Below are 16,455 nucleotides of genomic sequence, written 5' to 3' on the forward strand. Positions count from 1 at the left end.
GTTAGGTTTTTTAGATTAAAGCGGTAAAACAAATCGTTTCCAGCATCAGCCTTTGCGGTTCCCCGCGTGCGGCTCCTCCCGCCGAAGCGAGAGGTACATCCAGACGCGCCAGGCGAGTCTTAATGGTTGTCTTCGTGAGCCATCGACAGGTAAACGATGGTCAGCATCATGAAGATGAACGCCTGCAAGGTGATGATCAGGATGTGGAATACAGCCCACGCCCATTGCAGAACCACGCCCAGGCCGCTGAGCCAGAGCAGGCCGCTGCCGAACATGACGGCGATCAGGATAAAGACCAGTTCGCCAGCGTACATGTTGCCGAAAAGACGCAGTGCCAACGAAATAGGCTTGGCAATCAGTGTCACGAATTCAAGCAGGAAGTTCACCGGAATCAACAGCGCTTGAACAAGGATGTTCTTGCTGCCGAACGGGTGAAGGGTCAGTTCACCGATGAATCCACCGATGCCTTTGACCTTGATGCTGTAGAAAATGATCAACGCGAACACCGACAGGGCCATGCCCAGGGTGGCGTTAGGGTCAGTCGTCGACACGGCACGGAACGGAATGTGCGAATCGCCGGTGATCATGATCGCCAACTGAGGAATCCAGTCAACCGGGATAAGGTCGACAGCGTTCATCAGGAAAACCCAGACGAAAATGGTCAGTGCCAGCGGTGCAATCACCGGGCTACGACCGTGGAAGCTGTCCTTCACGCTGCCGTCGACGAACTCGACGAGCACTTCAACGAAGTTCTGCAGCGCACCGGGTTGACCGGAAGTCGCCTTTTTTGCCGCCATGCGGAAAATCAGGATGAAGATCAGACCCAATGCGACCGACCAGCCGAGTGTATCGACGTGGAATGCCCAAAAGCCCATTTCCTTCGCCGCAGCGGCGTCGTGGGCAAAGCCCCAACCGCCTTCTGGTAGCTGACCGAACGTCAGGTTCTGCAAGTGGTGCTGGATATAGCCCGAAGCTGTTTGCTCTGCCATGGTTGCCTCAAACGCCCTAAGGTCTCGAAAGTCTTGTTCTCATCAGCAGGGGAGCGAACCAGCTGACCAGTTGGGTCAGCATGAAGACGCCAAATACAGCCAGCGGCGCCAATGGCTTCACACCTGCGAACGTAAGTGCAAACAGCACTGCCGTCAAAATCAGTTTGCCCGCCTCGCCGGCATAAAAAGACCGGACAATGGCTTGCGCTGCTCTAGCCCCGGAGAACCGGAAAGCCTTATGAGCGAAATACAAATTGGGGAGCCAAGCTATCAGGCCTCCGCAGAGTCCTGAATATCCCGCTACGACCCCGTGCCACTGCCACAGCGCCAAGGCTGCCAGCAGCAAGACAATAAATTGAGCCAGCAGTACCGGAAAAACCGCAAGGCGATGGAACGGCAAGCGGTTTGGCATGCGTGATTCCATCACATCTGCTCCTCGTGCGTCGGCCGCCAAAATCAATAACTTGGCATAAATTGTGCCGACAAAATGCGCGCAGAGTATAGGGGCGCTTAAGCCCCTATTCAACCGTCAGGTAGTGATTTCCGACTATACGCTACACAGCAATTGTTTCAGCGGATGTGCGCGAGCACGCCCTGAAGCTCATCCAGCGAGTTATATCGGATCACTAACTGACCTTTTCCCTTCTGACCATGCCGTATTTGCACCGCCGAGCCCAGCCGCTCGGCCAATCGCTGTTCCAGGCGGCTGATGTCAGGATCGGTTTTCACCGGTTCCGCAGCGGCCGGTTTTCCGCTAAGCCATTGGCGAACCAACGCTTCTGTCTGACGCACCGTCAGGCCACGTGCGACAACGTGTCGCGCCCCTTCAACCTGTCTGTCTTCGGGTAAACCGAGCAAGGCGCGGGCATGACCCATTTCCAGGTCGCCATGGGAAAGCATGGTCTTGATGACTTCAGGCAGCGCGATCAGACGCAGCAGGTTAGCGACGCTGACACGGGATTTACCCACCGCATCGGCCACTTGTTGCTGGGTCAGCTGAAATTCCTGCTGCAGACGCTGCAACGCCACCGCTTCCTCGACAGGATTGAGGTCCTCACGCTGGATGTTTTCGATCAATGCCATGGCAATGGCCGTTTCGTCCGGCACATCGCGCACCATGGCGGGGATGGTTTCCATCCCGGCCTGCTGGCTGGCACGCCAGCGGCGCTCGCCAGCGATGATTTCAAAACGGTTATCGGCAATCGGGCGAACCACGATGGGCTGCATCACGCCCTGTGCCTTGATGGACTGGGCCAGCTCTTCGAGGGCCTGCGGGTCCATGTCACGACGGGGCTGATACTTGCCTCGCTGGATCAGGTCCAAAGGTACGTGCTGTAATTCGCGCTGATCGGCCTTGACGGCCTGTTCTTCCAGCGAACTGACGGTTGGACTGCTCAGAAGTGCGTCCAGCCCACGTCCGAGACCTCGTTTCTTGACGGCCATGGGATTCCCTTAAGTTGGCTGAGCTGTGCGCGTATTGCGCCGTTGACGACGAACCATTTCCCCGGCGAGCGCCAGGTAGGCCAGCGCACCGCGCGATGACTTGTCATACGCCAGGGCGGGCATGCCGAAACTCGGTGCCTCGGCCAGGCGGATGTTGCGCGGGATCACCGTGTCGTACAACTGGTCACCAAAGTGCTCCTTGAGCTGGGCGGACACATCGTTGATCAGGCTCAGGCGAGGGTCATACATGGTTCGCAGCAAGCCTTCGATTTTCAGCTGCGGATTGAGCAGTTCCCCAATGCGCTTGATGTTATCCACAAGGTCACTGAGCCCTTCAAGGGCAAAGTATTCACATTGCATGGGGATAATGACCCCGTCGGCCGCAACCAGCGCATTCAACGTGAGCATGGACAGCGACGGCGGACAGTCGATGAGGATGTAATCGTAATTCTCGCGGATCGGCGCCAAAGCATTGCGCAGGCGGCTCTCCTTCATCTGCATTTCCAGCAGATTGACCTCTGCGGCCGTGAGGTCGCGGTTGGCCGGCAGCAGCTGGTAGCCGCCATGCTCGGAAAACTGCATGGCCTGTCCCAGGTCGCATTCGCCAATCAGGACATCGTAGATGGAGTTTTCCAGCCCGTGCTTATCCACACCGCTACCCATGGTGGCGTTGCCTTGCGGGTCGAGATCGATCAACAGAACGCGGCGCTTGGTCGCGACCAATGACGCTGCGAGGTTGATGCAGGTGGTGGTTTTGCCCACACCACCCTTTTGGTTCGCTATCGCGAATACCTTAGCCATTCTTGCTTGTGTTCCCCGTCATGCCGTGCGGCGCAGTATCAGCAGATGGCGTTGGCCTTGGCAACCTGGAACGGTCAAGGCTTGTGCGCTATCGAGGTAAAAATCTGCCGGTAATGCTACCAGCTCATCGGCAGGATGCAGCCCTTTCATTGCCAGCCAGCGCGTATCGGTGTCACCCATATGACGGGTCCACCCGGTAAAGTCCTCAAGGCTGCTGAACGCCCGGGACACAATCCCGGTAAACGGTACTGCGGGCTGATAAGACTCTGCACGGCTGTGGATAACTTCCAGGTTATCGAGTTTCAGCTCGAGTTTAACCTGGGTCAGAAATCGAGTTTTCTTGCCATTGCTGTCCAGCACGGTGATTTTCATCTCCGGGAACAGGATAGCCAAAGGAATACCGGGCATACCGCCGCCACTGCCGACATCGAGCCAGCGCGGCCCTTCGATGAAAGGCACGACGCTCAGGCTGTCGAGCAAATGCCTGGAAACCATCTCATCGGGATTGCGTACCGCGGTGAGATTGTAGGCCTTGTTCCACTTGATCAGCAGTGCCAGATACGCGAGTAGCTGCGCATGCTGGCCTTCACTGAGGTTTACACCCAACTGCTGGGCGCCACGGGATAACTCTTCGGCGTGTTGCGGGGTGACCATAGAACTCAAGCGCTTTGCTCCAACTGACGGCCCGCGCCGCGTTTTTTCAGATGAATCATCAACAGGGAAATCGCCGCTGGCGTAACGCCCGGAATCCGCGAAGCCTGCCCAAGGGTTTCCGGACGCGTTATCCCCAGCTTGCTCTGAATTTCCTTCGACAGGCCGGAAATGCCGGTGTAGTCGATGTCTTCGGGCAGCTTGGTGTCTTCACTGGCCCTGAGTCGGGCGATTTCGTCCTGCTGACGATCAATGTAACCGGCGTATTTGGCTTTGATTTCAACCTGCTCGGCCACTTGTGGATCGGTGCAGCCCGCTCCGGTAATGGAAACCAGGCTGGCGTAGTCGATTTCCGGCCGGGTCAGCAGGTTGAGCAGGTTGTATTCGTGAGTCAACGGCGTGCCGAAGTGACTGGCAATGGCTTCGCCCTGCTCGGTGCCCGGACGAACCCAGGTGCTTTTCAGACGCTGTTCTTCACGCTCGATGCTTTCGCGCTTGGTACAGAACGCAGCCCAACGATGATCATCCACCAGACCCAGTTCACGACCTTTTTCGGTCAGGCGCAGATCAGCGTTGTCTTCGCGCAGGATCAGGCGGTATTCGGCCCGTGACGTAAACATGCGATACGGTTCCTGGGTGCCCAGGGTAATCAGGTCATCCACCAGCACGCCGATGTACGCTTCGTCACGTCGTGGACACCAGCTTTCCTTGCCTTGAGCACGCAGCGCGGCGTTGGCTCCGGCCAGCAAACCCTGGGCTCCGGCCTCTTCGTAACCGGTTGTGCCATTGATCTGACCGGCAAAGAACAGGCCGGCGATGACCTTGGTTTCCAGGCTGTATTTCAAGTCCCGTGGGTCGAAATAGTCGTATTCGATGGCATAGCCCGGGCGAACGATATGGGCGTTTTCCATACCGCGAATCGAACGCACCACTTGCAGCTGAACATCAAACGGCAGCGATGTGGAAATACCATTTGGGTACAGCTCGTGAGTGGTCAGGCCTTCGGGTTCGATGAAGACCTGATGGCTTTCCTTGTCGGCAAAGCGGTGGATCTTGTCTTCGATCGACGGGCAATAGCGCGGGCCGACACCTTCGATGATTCCCGAATACATCGGCGAACGATCAAGGTTGGCTGCAATGATTTCGTGGGTGCGAGCGTTGGTATGGGTAATCCAGCAGCTGACTTGGGCCGGATGTTGTTCTATGGAACCCATGAACGACATGACCGGAATCGGCGTATCGCCCGGTTGCTCAGTCATCACCGAGAAATCTACCGAACGACCGTCGATGCGCGGCGGCGTACCGGTTTTCAGGCGACCGACGCGCAGCGGTAATTCACGTAAGCGTTGTGCCAGGGCAATTGACGGCGGATCACCGGCGCGACCACCCGAATAATTCTGCATTCCGATGTGGATAAGTCCACCGAGGAAGGTGCCAGTGGTCAACACAACTGAGTCAGCCATGATGCGCAGGCCCATTTGGGTCACGACACCACGTACCTGATCCTGCTCGACGATCAGGTCGTCACAAGCCTGTTGAAATATCCACAGGTTCGGCTGGTTCTCAATGACTTCGCGGATAGCCGCCTTGTACAGGACGCGGTCTGCTTGAGCACGCGTGGCCCGGACTGCCGGGCCTTTGCGGCTGTTCAAGACGCGGAACTGAATACCGCCCTTGTCAGTAGCCATCGCCATGGCACCGCCCAAGGCGTCGATTTCCTTGACCAGATGGCTTTTACCGATGCCACCGATCGCCGGGTTGCAGCTCATTTGCCCCAGCGTTTCCACGTTATGGGTCAACAGAAGGGTTTTTGCACCCATACGTGCCGACGCCAGTGCGGCCTCGGTACCGGCATGACCGCCACCGATGACGATCACTTCAAAACGGGAAGGGAAATCCACCACGCACCTCGTGCCTGTTGTAGATGGGAATTTGGGATAGCTGACAAGTATAGGGACTTCACCCCCCTGAAAGGAACCCGTTGAACAAAATTTAACCAGCTGTGGAAAACTCTCAGATATATAAATTAAAAGAGAGAAGATTTATAGAATCTTTGTTTTTATGTTTATTTCTACTGAGCACCTTTTCTGTGGATAGATTGCTACAGGCTATATATATCAATGTGTACAGGGATTCAAAAGTCTGTGGTCATGTGCCTATGAGGGGTTGGGATAACTGCCTTGAGCCTGTGGATTAAAAGGGTACTTTTCCACAGGCAGTGTTTTCCTCAGGTTTAACCCCCGCTTATCAACCGAGCTAAAGGTGCGTTATGCACAGGGCTTATCGGTGAAATTCTTTGAGATTGACCAGAAAAATCAGTCTGAACCAGCGCGTGGTACGCGGGATTTTCACTAAGGGCTGTCAATAAATCCTGAAAAACACGGGTACCGGCGCTCTTGTGAGTTCCAGAAACAAAAGCTAATAATAGGCATTATCATTAACTCGCTCTCCTTGCCTATGCCTTCTCAATCCCACACGACCGCAGTCCAGCGCATTTATGAGCAGCATCACTCGTGGTTGCATGGCTGGCTCCAGGGCAAGCTGTCTAACGCGTGTGATGCTGCCGATCTGGCTCAGGATACGTTCGTGCGGATTCTCGGCTCGGCCAATGCGGCGCAGATCCGTGAACCGCGGGATTACCTGGCGACCATCGCCAGAGGGTTGGTTATTGACCGCTACCGAAGACGGGCCATTGAGCAGGCTTACCTGCAATCTCTGGCTGCGCGACCTGAACTTGCGGTCATCAGCGAAGAGGACAAGGCACTGATCATCGAAACGCTGGTGGCTGTGGATAAAACTCTGGCGAGCCTAGGCCCGCGGGTTCATCGCATCTTCATCCTGTCGCAGATCGATGGTCTGACTTATCAACAGATTGCCGAGCAGTTGCAGGTTTCCCTTACGACGGTGAAGAAGCACATGATTCGCGCGTTCACCGAATGCTCGATGCTGCTGGCGGGTTTGGCATGATCAATGTGCCGGATCGCAAGGTTTTCCAGGCGGCGGCCAGTTGGTACGTGCAGTTTCAGGTGGAGCCGCCGACGCCTGCCGAGCAACACGCCTGGCAGGAATGGCTGAACAGCGACCCGGCGCATCAGGCCGCGTGGAACCAGATGGAGCAATTGCAACGCGGGCTCGGCGGATTACCGGCCGATGTGAGCCGGCGCGCGCTGTCCGAGCCGCGCCAGCGTCGGGACGTTCTCAAACTGATGCTGGTGATCGCCGGCGCTGGCTACGTGGGCTGGAATATCAAGCAGCACACCAGCCTGGGCAATGTCTGGGCGGATTACCGGACGCCGGTCGGCCAGCGGCAACATATTGAACTGGCCGATGGCAGCCTGATCGAGCTGAACACTGACACGGCTATCGACGTGGCGTTTGAGGGTCAGCAACGCCTGATTCGCCTGCGTGCAGGCGAAATCCTGATCCAGACCGGCAAACGCGGTGACACCCGGCCGTTTTTCGTCGAAACCCGCCAGGGCCGTGTTCAGGCGTTGGGCACGCGGTTTTCGGTTCGACAACTGAAAAACACCACTCGCGTCGGTGTCCTGGAAGATCAGGTCAGCCTTCTGCCCAAGGAACCCATCGGCAATCCGGTGCTGCTCAAGGCAGGAGAAAGCGCAGATTTTGACGAGCATCGGGCCAGTCCGGGACGCACTTACGCACTAGCGGAAGCGGCCTGGGTGGACGGGCAACTGGTGGTGCTCAATGCTCGGCTCGGGGATCTGATTGATGAGCTGAGCCGCTATCGGCCCGGCGTCATGCAGTGTGATGAGCACGCTGCTCGATTGCGCGTGTCGGGAGCGTTCCGTCTTGATGCCATCGACGCGGTGCTGGCCAACCTGCAAGCGACTCTGCCGATTCGCGTCAGCCATTTCACGCGTTATTGGGTTTCGGTGAAGAGCACTGCCTGATTGAATCTCGCCTGAAATTAAATATATCCACAGGGTTATCTTTTTTCGGCATGGCACGGCCCTACAGGTATACGCGAAATTCAATCCTTCAGGGCCTTCAAGACCATGCGCTTTCCACCGCTCCCGCTTCCTGCTCGCCAGCGTCTTTTCCGACAATGCTTCAGCTACAGCCTGTTGATGGCCAGCGGCGTCGGCTTCGCTTTGGCGGCGAACAGCGCCATTGCTGCCAGCGTTATGCAAAATTTCAATATCAGTGCCGGGCCGCTGGACAGCGCGTTGAGTCAGTTTGCCTCGGCGGCCAACGTGATTTTGTCGTTTTCCCCAGAGCAGACCGCCAATCGCCGCAGCTCCGGACTGCAAGGCAACTACTCGGTCGAGCAGGGTTTCGCCGTGTTGCTGCAGGGTTCCCGATTGCAAGTTGTGGCGCAGGCACCGGGCAGTTACATCCTGCAGCCGGTCCCGGAAAACGGCTCGGTGGTGCTCGGCCCCACCAATGTGAACAGTTTTCAGGCGGATGACGCCAGTCAGGGCCGTACGCTGGATGTCGGTTACAAGGCTGAAAAGAGCCGCATCGGCACCAAGACCGATACGCCGCTGTTGGAAACGCCGCGCTCAGTGTCCGTGGTGACCGGCCAGCGCATGAAAGATCAGAAGACCCAGACCCTCACCGAAGCGCTCGGTTATGTGCCGGGCATTTTCGCGCCGCCTTTTGCGGCTGGGGATAACCTGGCGGGCGATCTGTTTTTCATTCGCGGTTTCAACGCGACTGATTATGGCTACGGCCTGTTGCGTGACGGTTTGCGTGTGCAAGGCAATCGTTATGACACCACTACCGAGCCTTACGGGCTGGAGCGGGTCGAGGTGTTTCGCGGGCCGTCGTCGATTTTGTACGGCGAAAACGCGCCGGGCGGGCTGGTCAATGTGGTGAGTAAACGCCCGACTGCCATTGCCCAAGGTGAAGTGCAGCTCAGTTATGGCTCAAACAATCGCCGTCAACTGGGTGTGGATATCTCGGGTCCGCTGAACGACAGCGGCAACATTCTGGGCCGTGTGGTCATGATGGGCCGCAACGCTGATACGCAAACCGATCACGTGCCGGACGATCGTATCTACATCGCGCCATCCATGACCCTGAACTTCGACGATTACAACACGCTGACCTTGCTGAGCCACTATCAGAAGGATCACACCAACATGGAGCTTGGCTTGCCCGCCTCCGGCACCTTGCTGCGTAATCCCAATGGCAAGCTGGACAAGGACACCATGCTCGGCGTGCCGGACTGGAACACCTTCGAACGTGAAACCTGGAGTGCCGGCTACGAGTTCAGCCACAGCTTCAACGACGATTGGCAGTTCCGGCAGAATTCGCGCTACTTGCAGTCGCGGATTACTCGCCACGAAACCTGGCCGGGCAATCTCAATAACGCCGGCTTCGGCAGCCTGTTGAACGTCACCGCCTACGACCGTTACAACAAGTCCATGGTGTATTCGCTGGATAACCAGCTCGAAGGAAAATTCAACGCGGGCGGGCTGGAGAACACTGTGCTGTTCGGGGCCAGTTTTGATCGCACCTCATTCAGTCAGGACTGGGACGCCGGTTCGGCAGGACGCATCAATGTTTTCAACCCGATTTATACACAGGACCCCGTCACCTCAATCGCTGTGCAGAACACCCTGCTCGAACAGCAAATGCAGGGTTTGTATGCGCAAATCCAGAGCAAGTACGACAACTGGATCTTCCTGTTGGGCGGGCGTCAGGATTGGGTCGAGAGTGATTTTCGCAACAAGCTGGCGCCTGCCAGCGGTATCAACTCCAACGATCAGAAATTCACCTATCAAGGCGGGGTGATGTATCAGTTCGACAACGGCCTGACGCCGTATGTCAGCTATTCCACCGCATTCGTCCCGGTGCAGCAGATTTCCAATGGAGGCTCGCCGCTGGACCCGATTACCAGCGAGCAATATGAAGTGGGTTTGAAATACGAACCGGCGGGCTGGAACACCACGATGACCGCGTCGGTTTTCGACCTGCGCAAAAAAGACGACACTTATTTCGATTCCACCAGTGCCAGCTACCGGCAAGTGGGCGAGAGCCGTTCCAAGGGCGTGGAACTTGAGGTCAACAGCGACATCAATCGCAACCTGAATCTGACCGCCTCGTACACCTACACCGATGCGCGAGTAACCAAAGACACGGCTGGCTCGTTGATTGAAGGCCATCAAATCACCGGCGTACCGCGCAATCAGGCATCGGCTTGGGCGAAATACCGCTTTCTCGACGGATATCTGGATGGACTACACATTGGCGGCGGTATTCGCTACTTCGACAGCACCTTTGCCTACACGGCGAGTTCGCTGTACGGCAAGCTCGATTCTGGTGACGTGACATTGGTGGATGCGGCAATCGGTTATCAGATCGACAAGAACTGGTCGGTAGATCTGAATGCCAAGAACCTGTTCGACAAGGAATATGTGTCCGGCTGTAACGATGCCGGTCGCTGCTATTGGGGGGACAGCCGAACCTTGCTGGGCTCGGTGAGCTACAACTGGTAAACCTGTGGATAAGTTATTAGCGGCCAGAGTTCGCTGTCCTGGCCGCCAATAACTATTTGCCGATGCAAAAGCTGGAAAATATTCGACCCAATAGGTCGTCCGAGCTAAATGCTCCGGTAATTTCCGCCAAAGATTGCTGCGCCTGACGCAAATCTTCGGCCAGTAACTCTCCAGCGCCCGCCAACGTCAGCTGCGCCCTGCCGTGTTCCAGCGAGCCACTGGCATGACGTAGCGCCTCCAAATGGCGTCGACGTGCGCTAAAGCTGCTCTCTGAGGTCTGTTCGTATCCCATGCAGGCCTTGAGATGCTCACGCAGTAAATCCAGACCTTCGCCTTCAGCCTTGGCACTGAGGCCGATGGTCACGTGGCCATCAGCACTGGTTTGCATTTCAATAGGATCGCCGCTCAAATCGGCCTTGTTTCGGATAAGGGTCACTTTCGCGGGATCGGGTCGCTGTTCCAGAAACTCGGGCCATAGTGCAAAAGGATCCACAGCTTCGGGTGTAGTGGAATCAACGACCAACAGCACTCGGTCAGCTTCACCGATTGCCTTGAGTGCGCGCGCGACCCCGATTTTTTCGACTTGATCGTCGGTATCACGCAAGCCTGCGGTGTCCACGACGTGCAGTGGCATGCCATCAATGTGGATATGTTCGCGCAAGATATCCCGGGTAGTGCCGGCAATCTCAGTCACGATGGCCGCTTCCTTGCCCGCCAACGCGTTCAATAGGCTCGATTTGCCGGCATTGGGCCGCCCTGCGATGACGACAGTCATCCCGTCACGCAGCAAGGCCCCTTGTCCTGCTTCCCGAAGGACTGTGGATAACTCGTCGCGCACGGCATCGAGCATGTTGAGCACATGACCGTCGGCAAGAAAGTCGACTTCCTCTTCAGGAAAGTCGATCGCCGCCTCAACATAGATGCGCAGGCTGATCAGCTTCTCGGTCAAGTTATCCACACGTCGTGAAAATGCGCCCTGCAACGAGCGTAATGCATTACGTGCGGCCTGGGCCGAACTGGCCTCGATCAGGTCGGCAATCGCTTCCGCCTGGGCCAGATCCAGTTTGTCGTTGAGGAAGGCGCGCTCACTGAATTCTCCGGGACGCGCCAGACGACTGCCCAACTGCAGACACCGCTGCAGCAGCATGTCCAGCACCACCGGGCCGCCGTGGCCCTGCAATTCCAGAACGTCCTCACCGGTAAATGAGTTGGGGCCGGGAAAATACAGCGCGATCCCTTCGTCGATGACTTGGCCCGTTTCATCGCAAAACGGGCCGTAATGGGCAAAACGCGGTTTAGGTTCGCGACCGGTGATTGCGACGGCTGCCTTGCTCGCCAGCGGGCCGGAGATACGCACAATCCCTACCCCGCCCCGACCTTGGGCCGTGGCAATGGCAGCAATAGTTTCACGTGGGACGTTCATGGTCCGGCTCCTGGGCAAATGACAGATAGCAAAACGCCCCACTAGGGGGCGCCTTGTACAACTTATTCACAGGTTAGATCAGGCTTCGGCTTTCTTGGCCGCCGCTTCGATCTTGCGAGTGATATAGGCCTGCTGAGTAATGGACAAGGTGTTGTTCACAACCCAGTACAGAACCAGACCAGCCGGGAACCACAGGAAGAAGAACGTGAAGATGATCGGCATCAACTTCATGACCTTGGCCTGCATCGGATCCGGAGGTGTAGGGTTCAGACGCTGCTGGATGAACATTGTGGCGCCCATGATGATCGGCAGGATGAAGAACGGATCCTTGATCGACAGGTCGGTAATCCACAACAGCCACGGGGCCTGGCGCATTTCAACGCTTTCAAGCAGAACCCAGTACAGCGAAAGGAATACGGGCATTTGCACAAGAATCGGCAAGCATCCACCCAGCGGGTTGATCTTTTCCTTCTTGTACAACTCCATCATGGCCTGCGACATTTTCTGCCGGTCATCGCCATGCTGCTCTTTGAGCGCTGCAAGTTTCGGCGCTACGGCACGCATGCGAGCCATGGATCGGTAGCTGGCTGCCGACAGGGGGAAGAAAAGCGCCTTGATCAGCATGGTCAGGAAAATAATCGACCAGCCCCAGTTACCCACAATCGCGTGGATGTGTTGCAGCAACCAGAAGATCGGTTGAGCGATGAACCACAGAATGCCGTAGTCGACCGTCAATTCCAGACCTGGGGATAACTCTTTGAGCACCGCCTGGCTTTTCGGACCGGCATACAGCGTTGCGGTCGCTTCGCCTTTGGCACCCGGCGCAACGGTCAACGTCGGCCCGGTGAAGCCGATGATGTAGTTGCCCTGGCTGTCTTTACGCGTTGTGACCGTGTTGCTGTTGTCCTTGTTCGGAATCCACGCCGTTACAAAATAGTGCTGCAGCCATGCAACCCAACCACCTTGAACGGTTTCCTTGATCGAAGCCTTGTCGATGTCTTTCATCGACACCTTTTTGTAGGGCTCCGAAGGCGTCCAGAGGGCAGCACCCAGGTAAGTGGCGGTGCCAGTTGCAGTGGTCGACGATGGATCGGAACTGGCGTCGCGCTTGAGTTGCGCAAACAGGTTACCGGACCATGGCTGAGCGCTCTGGTTGTCGATGACGTAGCTGACAACCAGGTCATACAGGCCGCGCTTGAACGTGAAGCGCTTGATGTAATTGACACCGTCGGCGGTGAATTTCAAATCGACGACCAACTGGTCCTGACCATCGACCATTTGATAGGACTTCTGCGCGCTCGAGTAAACAGGGCGACCTGCTGGACGAGCATCCGGGCCATTGGCGCCGGTCAAACCGCTCTGGGCCAGAAAGAGACGCTCGCCGCCATTGTCGAACAGCTGGAACGGCACTTCAGGATGGTCCTGACGGCGGGGATACAGCGGCAGTCTCAGTTGAACGACATCGCCGCCAACCGGGTCGATTTCGAGGTTGAGCACATCCGTTTTGACCTGGATAAGGTCTTTGCTGGCGGCAACCGGGGTCTCGACTGGAGCAGTCACATCGCCGTTGGCACTAGGAACATCGGCATTTGCAGCATCATTCTTGCCGGCGGCCGTATCCGGTAGAGCCGGTGCGGTGGTGCTGGTAGCAACATTCTGAGTCGGCAAGGCGGCCTGACCGTAGTCTTGGTTCCATTTCAGGACCCCGACGTAGGTCACGATTGCCAGGGCGACGATCAGGATCGTGCGTTTAATATCCATGATTACTCGGCCATCGAAGAAGAACGGGAGGTAGGGACAGGTGGAACCGGGTCATAACCACCGGCATTCCACGGATGACAGCGACCTAATCGACGAAAGGTCAGCCAGCCGCCGCGTAGAAGGCCATGATTTTCGATGGCTTCATACGCGTAGCAGGAGCAACTGGGGTAGAAACGACAGTGACTTGCCATCAGCGGGCTGATCGCATAGCGATAAAACTGGATCGGAACGAGCGCCAGCTTACGCATTGGTACTGTCTACCCCTACTGTTTCGGCTTTTGCCGCTGAAACAGGCTGACTACGCGCCAGACGTTTCCAGAGTTTGCCGAAATGCTGAATCAGTTCGGGGTTGTCTATCTCACCCAAACCTTTGCGCGCGACAATCACGATATCCCAACCGACCAGATGATCCTGGTGTTGGCGAAATGATTCGCGCATTAGGCGTTTCAAGCGGTTGCGCTCAACGGAGAGTTTGACGCTCTTTTTACCGATAACCAGCCCCAGGCGGGGGTGATCGAGGTCGTTGTTACGCGCAAGGAGCAGGAGATTTTTCCCCGGAACCTTGCCGGTAGGGGAGTCAAAGACTGCCTTGAAATGTCGGGGGGTCAGCAAACGCTTTTCCCGACTGAAGTCCTGACTCACCTCCAGTGCCGTGTGATCAAACTGCCAGACGCGCACGACCTTTGGCGCGACGACGCGACAGGACGGCACGGCCGTTTTTGGTAGCCATGCGAGCACGGAAACCGTGAGTACGAGCGCGTTTGATAGTGCTTGGTTGGAAAGTACGTTTCATGTCGTGTTACCTGGTTCGTCCACAACGGGCCGGAATGGCCCCCGTTTTAAGAGACCGGGGATTCTAGAGAAAGCGCGCGGCCAGGTCAATTTCCAACCAACGTTTCCTTCATTTACTTCTTGGGGGGTGTTTTCTCCTGTTCCTGAGATCAATTGGAAATCGAGCGTCGTGCTAGATATAGAAATAAAGAAGGAAAGTATTTAAAGCTTCTTTATAGAGCTTATTAAAGCTAGGGAGCGACCTGTCTGTGGATAACTGCATTGAGCCCTTGAATGACGTGCTGTACAGAGAATGACAACACTGTCGAGAAACCGTGCTCTGCCTGTGCTGCACTGTCGGAAAACCTGTGCATGGAATGGCCTTTTATCCACAGGCGCGTTATCCACAGACTTTCGACCCTACTTATGCAACGAGCTGAAGCATGGTTATCCACAGAGCTTATGCACATGCCGTCTGTCGCTTAAATGACGTACAGGACCCTGACTCACGCCCTTATCTAGGCAAGCTACATGTGGATAAGTCGCGCTCCGGTCGTTACAATGGCCGCTTGTTTTTTGCCTCACCGGCTTTCGACTTAGGGGATATCCGTGTCAGTGGAACTTTGGCAGCAGTGCGTAGAGCTTTTGCGCGACGAGCTGCCTGCCCAGCAATTCAACACCTGGATCCGTCCGCTACAGGTCGAAGCCGAAGGCGACGAGTTGCGCGTCTATGCGCCGAACCGTTTCGTTCTCGATTGGGTGAATGAGAAATACCTGAGTCGCCTGCTGGAGCTGCTGGGTGAGCACGGTCAAGGCCTGGCCCCTGCTCTGTCCTTATTAATAGGCAGCAAGCGCAGCTCCGCTCCTCGGGCTGCCCCCAATGCGCCTTTGGCCGCGTCCGCATCTCAGGCTTCTACCTCAAACCAGATTGTTGCGGCCGCTCCGGCAGCTATGGCGGCTCCTGCGCCTGCTCAGTCAATGCCCGTCCATGACGAACCGTCGCGGGCCAGCTTTGATCCCATGGCGGGCGCGGCCTCGCAGCAGGCACCGGCACGGGCCGAGCAGCGTACTGTCCAGGTCGAAGGCGCGCTCAAGCACACCAGCTATCTGAACCGGACGTTCACCTTCGAAAACTTTGTCGAGGGTAAGTCCAACCAGTTGGCGCGTGCTGCTGCCTGGCAGGTTGCAGACAACCCCAAGCATGGTTACAACCCGCTGTTCCTCTACGGTGGCGTGGGTTTGGGTAAAACCCACTTGATGCATGCTGTGGGTAACCATCTATTAAAGAAGAACCCGAACGCCAAGGTTGTGTACCTGCATTCGGAGCGTTTTGTGGCAGACATGGTCAAGGCGCTGCAACTGAACGCCATCAACGAGTTCAAGCGCTTCTACCGTTCGGTGGATGCGCTGCTGATCGATGACATTCAATTCTTCGCCCGCAAAGAACGTTCTCAGGAAGAATTCTTTCATACTTTCAATGCGTTACTGGAAGGTGGCCAACAAGTCATTCTGACCAGTGACCGTTATCCCAAAGAGATTGAAGGTCTTGAAGAGCGTCTGAAGTCGCGCTTCGGCTGGGGCCTGACGGTCGCGGTCGAGCCACCTGAACTGGAAACCCGGGTCGCGATCCTGATGAAGAAAGCGGATCAGGCGAAGGTGGATCTGCCCCATGACGCGGCGTTCTTCATCGCTCAGCGCATCCGCTCCAACGTTCGTGAACTCGAAGGCGCGCTCAAGCGTGTGATCGCACACTCGCACTTCATGGGTCGCGACATCACCATCGAACTGATCCGTGAATCGCTGAAAGACTTGCTGGCCCTGCAAGACAAGCTGGTGAGTGTGGATAACATTCAGCGCACGGTTGCCGAGTACTACAAGATCAAGATATCCGACCTGCTTTCAAAGCGTCGTTCCCGATCTGTGGCCCGACCGCGTCAGGTGGCAATGGCGTTGTCCAAAGAGTTGACCAACCACAGCCTGCCTGAAATCGGCGATGTGTTCGGCGGCCGTGACCATACGACGGTCTTGCACGCGTGCCGCAAGATCAACGAGCTAAAGGAATCCGACGCGGACATCCGCGAGGACTACAAGAACCTGCTGCGCACTCTGACTACTTGATGACACCAACGCAGCTTATTAAGGCAAGGGACTA

15 protein-coding genes are annotated in these 16,455 nt (G+C 56.5%); 4 read left to right on the plus strand and 11 right to left on the minus strand.

Annotation, left to right across the window (positions count from 1 at the left end; translation table 11 throughout):
* Positions 1-119: 119 nt before the first annotated feature.
* The 6 genes from atpB to mnmG all read right to left on the minus strand — a co-directional run bounded on the left by atpB (position 120) and on the right by mnmG (position 5,785).
* Positions 120-989 carry a F0F1 ATP synthase subunit A gene (gene atpB / locus ACP7B0_RS16690; RefSeq protein WP_426142538.1) on the minus strand — a complete coding sequence of 290 codons (870 nt, stop codon included), beginning with the start codon at positions 987-989 and terminating at the stop codon, positions 120-122.
* 16 nt (positions 990-1,005) lie between these two features.
* On the minus strand, positions 1,006-1,413 hold the full coding sequence (locus tag ACP7B0_RS16695) for a F0F1 ATP synthase subunit I (protein ID WP_426142540.1): 408 nt from the start codon (positions 1,411-1,413) through the stop codon (positions 1,006-1,008).
* A 146-nt stretch (positions 1,414-1,559) separates the two neighbouring features.
* A complete protein-coding gene (locus tag ACP7B0_RS16700; RefSeq protein ID WP_426142542.1) occupies positions 1,560-2,432 on the minus strand; it encodes a ParB/RepB/Spo0J family partition protein in 873 nt (290 codons plus the stop codon).
* 9 nt (positions 2,433-2,441) lie between these two features.
* Positions 2,442-3,233, minus strand: a complete 792-nt coding sequence (locus tag ACP7B0_RS16705; protein ID WP_426142544.1) for a ParA family protein — start codon at positions 3,231-3,233, stop codon at positions 2,442-2,444.
* Between the two features lie 18 nt (positions 3,234-3,251).
* Positions 3,252-3,887 carry a 16S rRNA (guanine(527)-N(7))-methyltransferase RsmG gene (gene rsmG / locus ACP7B0_RS16710; RefSeq protein ID WP_426142617.1) on the minus strand — a complete coding sequence of 212 codons (636 nt, stop codon included), beginning with the start codon at positions 3,885-3,887 and terminating at the stop codon, positions 3,252-3,254.
* A gap of 5 nt (positions 3,888-3,892) precedes the next feature.
* Entirely contained in the window at positions 3,893-5,785 is a 1,893-nt protein-coding gene (gene mnmG / locus ACP7B0_RS16715; RefSeq protein WP_426142546.1) for a tRNA uridine-5-carboxymethylaminomethyl(34) synthesis enzyme MnmG, read from the minus strand.
* 556 nt (positions 5,786-6,341) lie between these two features.
* On the opposite strand from mnmG, the gene ACP7B0_RS16720 reads away from it, so the two are divergent.
* The 3 genes from ACP7B0_RS16720 to ACP7B0_RS16730 all read left to right on the plus strand — a co-directional run bounded on the left by ACP7B0_RS16720 (position 6,342) and on the right by ACP7B0_RS16730 (position 10,348).
* Positions 6,342-6,851, plus strand: coding sequence for a sigma-70 family RNA polymerase sigma factor (locus ACP7B0_RS16720; protein ID WP_426142548.1), 510 nt, complete (start codon positions 6,342-6,344; stop codon positions 6,849-6,851).
* Complete coding sequence (locus ACP7B0_RS16725) at positions 6,848-7,795, plus strand: FecR domain-containing protein (protein ID WP_426142618.1); 948 nt, start codon at positions 6,848-6,850, stop codon at positions 7,793-7,795. Before ACP7B0_RS16720 ends, ACP7B0_RS16725 begins: the two co-directional genes overlap by 4 nt.
* Before the next feature lie 177 nt (positions 7,796-7,972).
* A complete protein-coding gene (locus tag ACP7B0_RS16730; protein ID WP_426142619.1) occupies positions 7,973-10,348 on the plus strand; it encodes a TonB-dependent siderophore receptor in 2,376 nt (791 codons plus the stop codon).
* 52 nt (positions 10,349-10,400) lie between these two features.
* On the opposite strand, the gene mnmE is transcribed toward ACP7B0_RS16730, so the two are convergent.
* The 5 genes from mnmE to rpmH form a co-directional block, all read right to left on the minus strand.
* Positions 10,401-11,771, minus strand: coding sequence for a tRNA uridine-5-carboxymethylaminomethyl(34) synthesis GTPase MnmE (gene mnmE / locus ACP7B0_RS16735; RefSeq protein WP_426142550.1), 1,371 nt, complete (start codon positions 11,769-11,771; stop codon positions 10,401-10,403).
* A 78-nt stretch (positions 11,772-11,849) separates the two neighbouring features.
* A complete protein-coding gene (gene yidC / locus ACP7B0_RS16740; protein WP_426142552.1) occupies positions 11,850-13,532 on the minus strand; it encodes a membrane protein insertase YidC in 1,683 nt (560 codons plus the stop codon).
* A 2-nt stretch (positions 13,533-13,534) separates the two neighbouring features.
* Positions 13,535-13,780, minus strand: coding sequence for a membrane protein insertion efficiency factor YidD (yidD, locus tag ACP7B0_RS16745; RefSeq protein WP_020292031.1), 246 nt, complete (start codon positions 13,778-13,780; stop codon positions 13,535-13,537).
* Positions 13,773-14,174 (minus strand): ribonuclease P protein component, encoded by a 402-nt coding sequence (rnpA, locus tag ACP7B0_RS16750; protein WP_426142553.1) that lies wholly within the window; start codon positions 14,172-14,174, stop codon positions 13,773-13,775. Before rnpA ends, yidD begins: the two co-directional genes overlap by 8 nt.
* 16 nt (positions 14,175-14,190) lie before the next feature.
* Positions 14,191-14,325 (minus strand): 50S ribosomal protein L34, encoded by a 135-nt coding sequence (gene rpmH, locus ACP7B0_RS16755; RefSeq protein ID WP_003213577.1) that lies wholly within the window; start codon positions 14,323-14,325, stop codon positions 14,191-14,193.
* 587 nt (positions 14,326-14,912) lie between these two features.
* On the opposite strand from rpmH, the gene dnaA reads away from it, so the two are divergent.
* Entirely contained in the window at positions 14,913-16,421 is a 1,509-nt protein-coding gene (gene dnaA, locus ACP7B0_RS16760) for a chromosomal replication initiator protein DnaA (protein WP_426142554.1), read from the plus strand.
* Positions 16,422-16,455: the final 34 nt, after the last annotated feature.

This window comes from Pseudomonas sp. DWP3-1-2 (assembly GCF_049896285.1).
In the GTDB taxonomy this organism is placed as follows: domain Bacteria; phylum Pseudomonadota; class Gammaproteobacteria; order Pseudomonadales; family Pseudomonadaceae; genus Aquipseudomonas.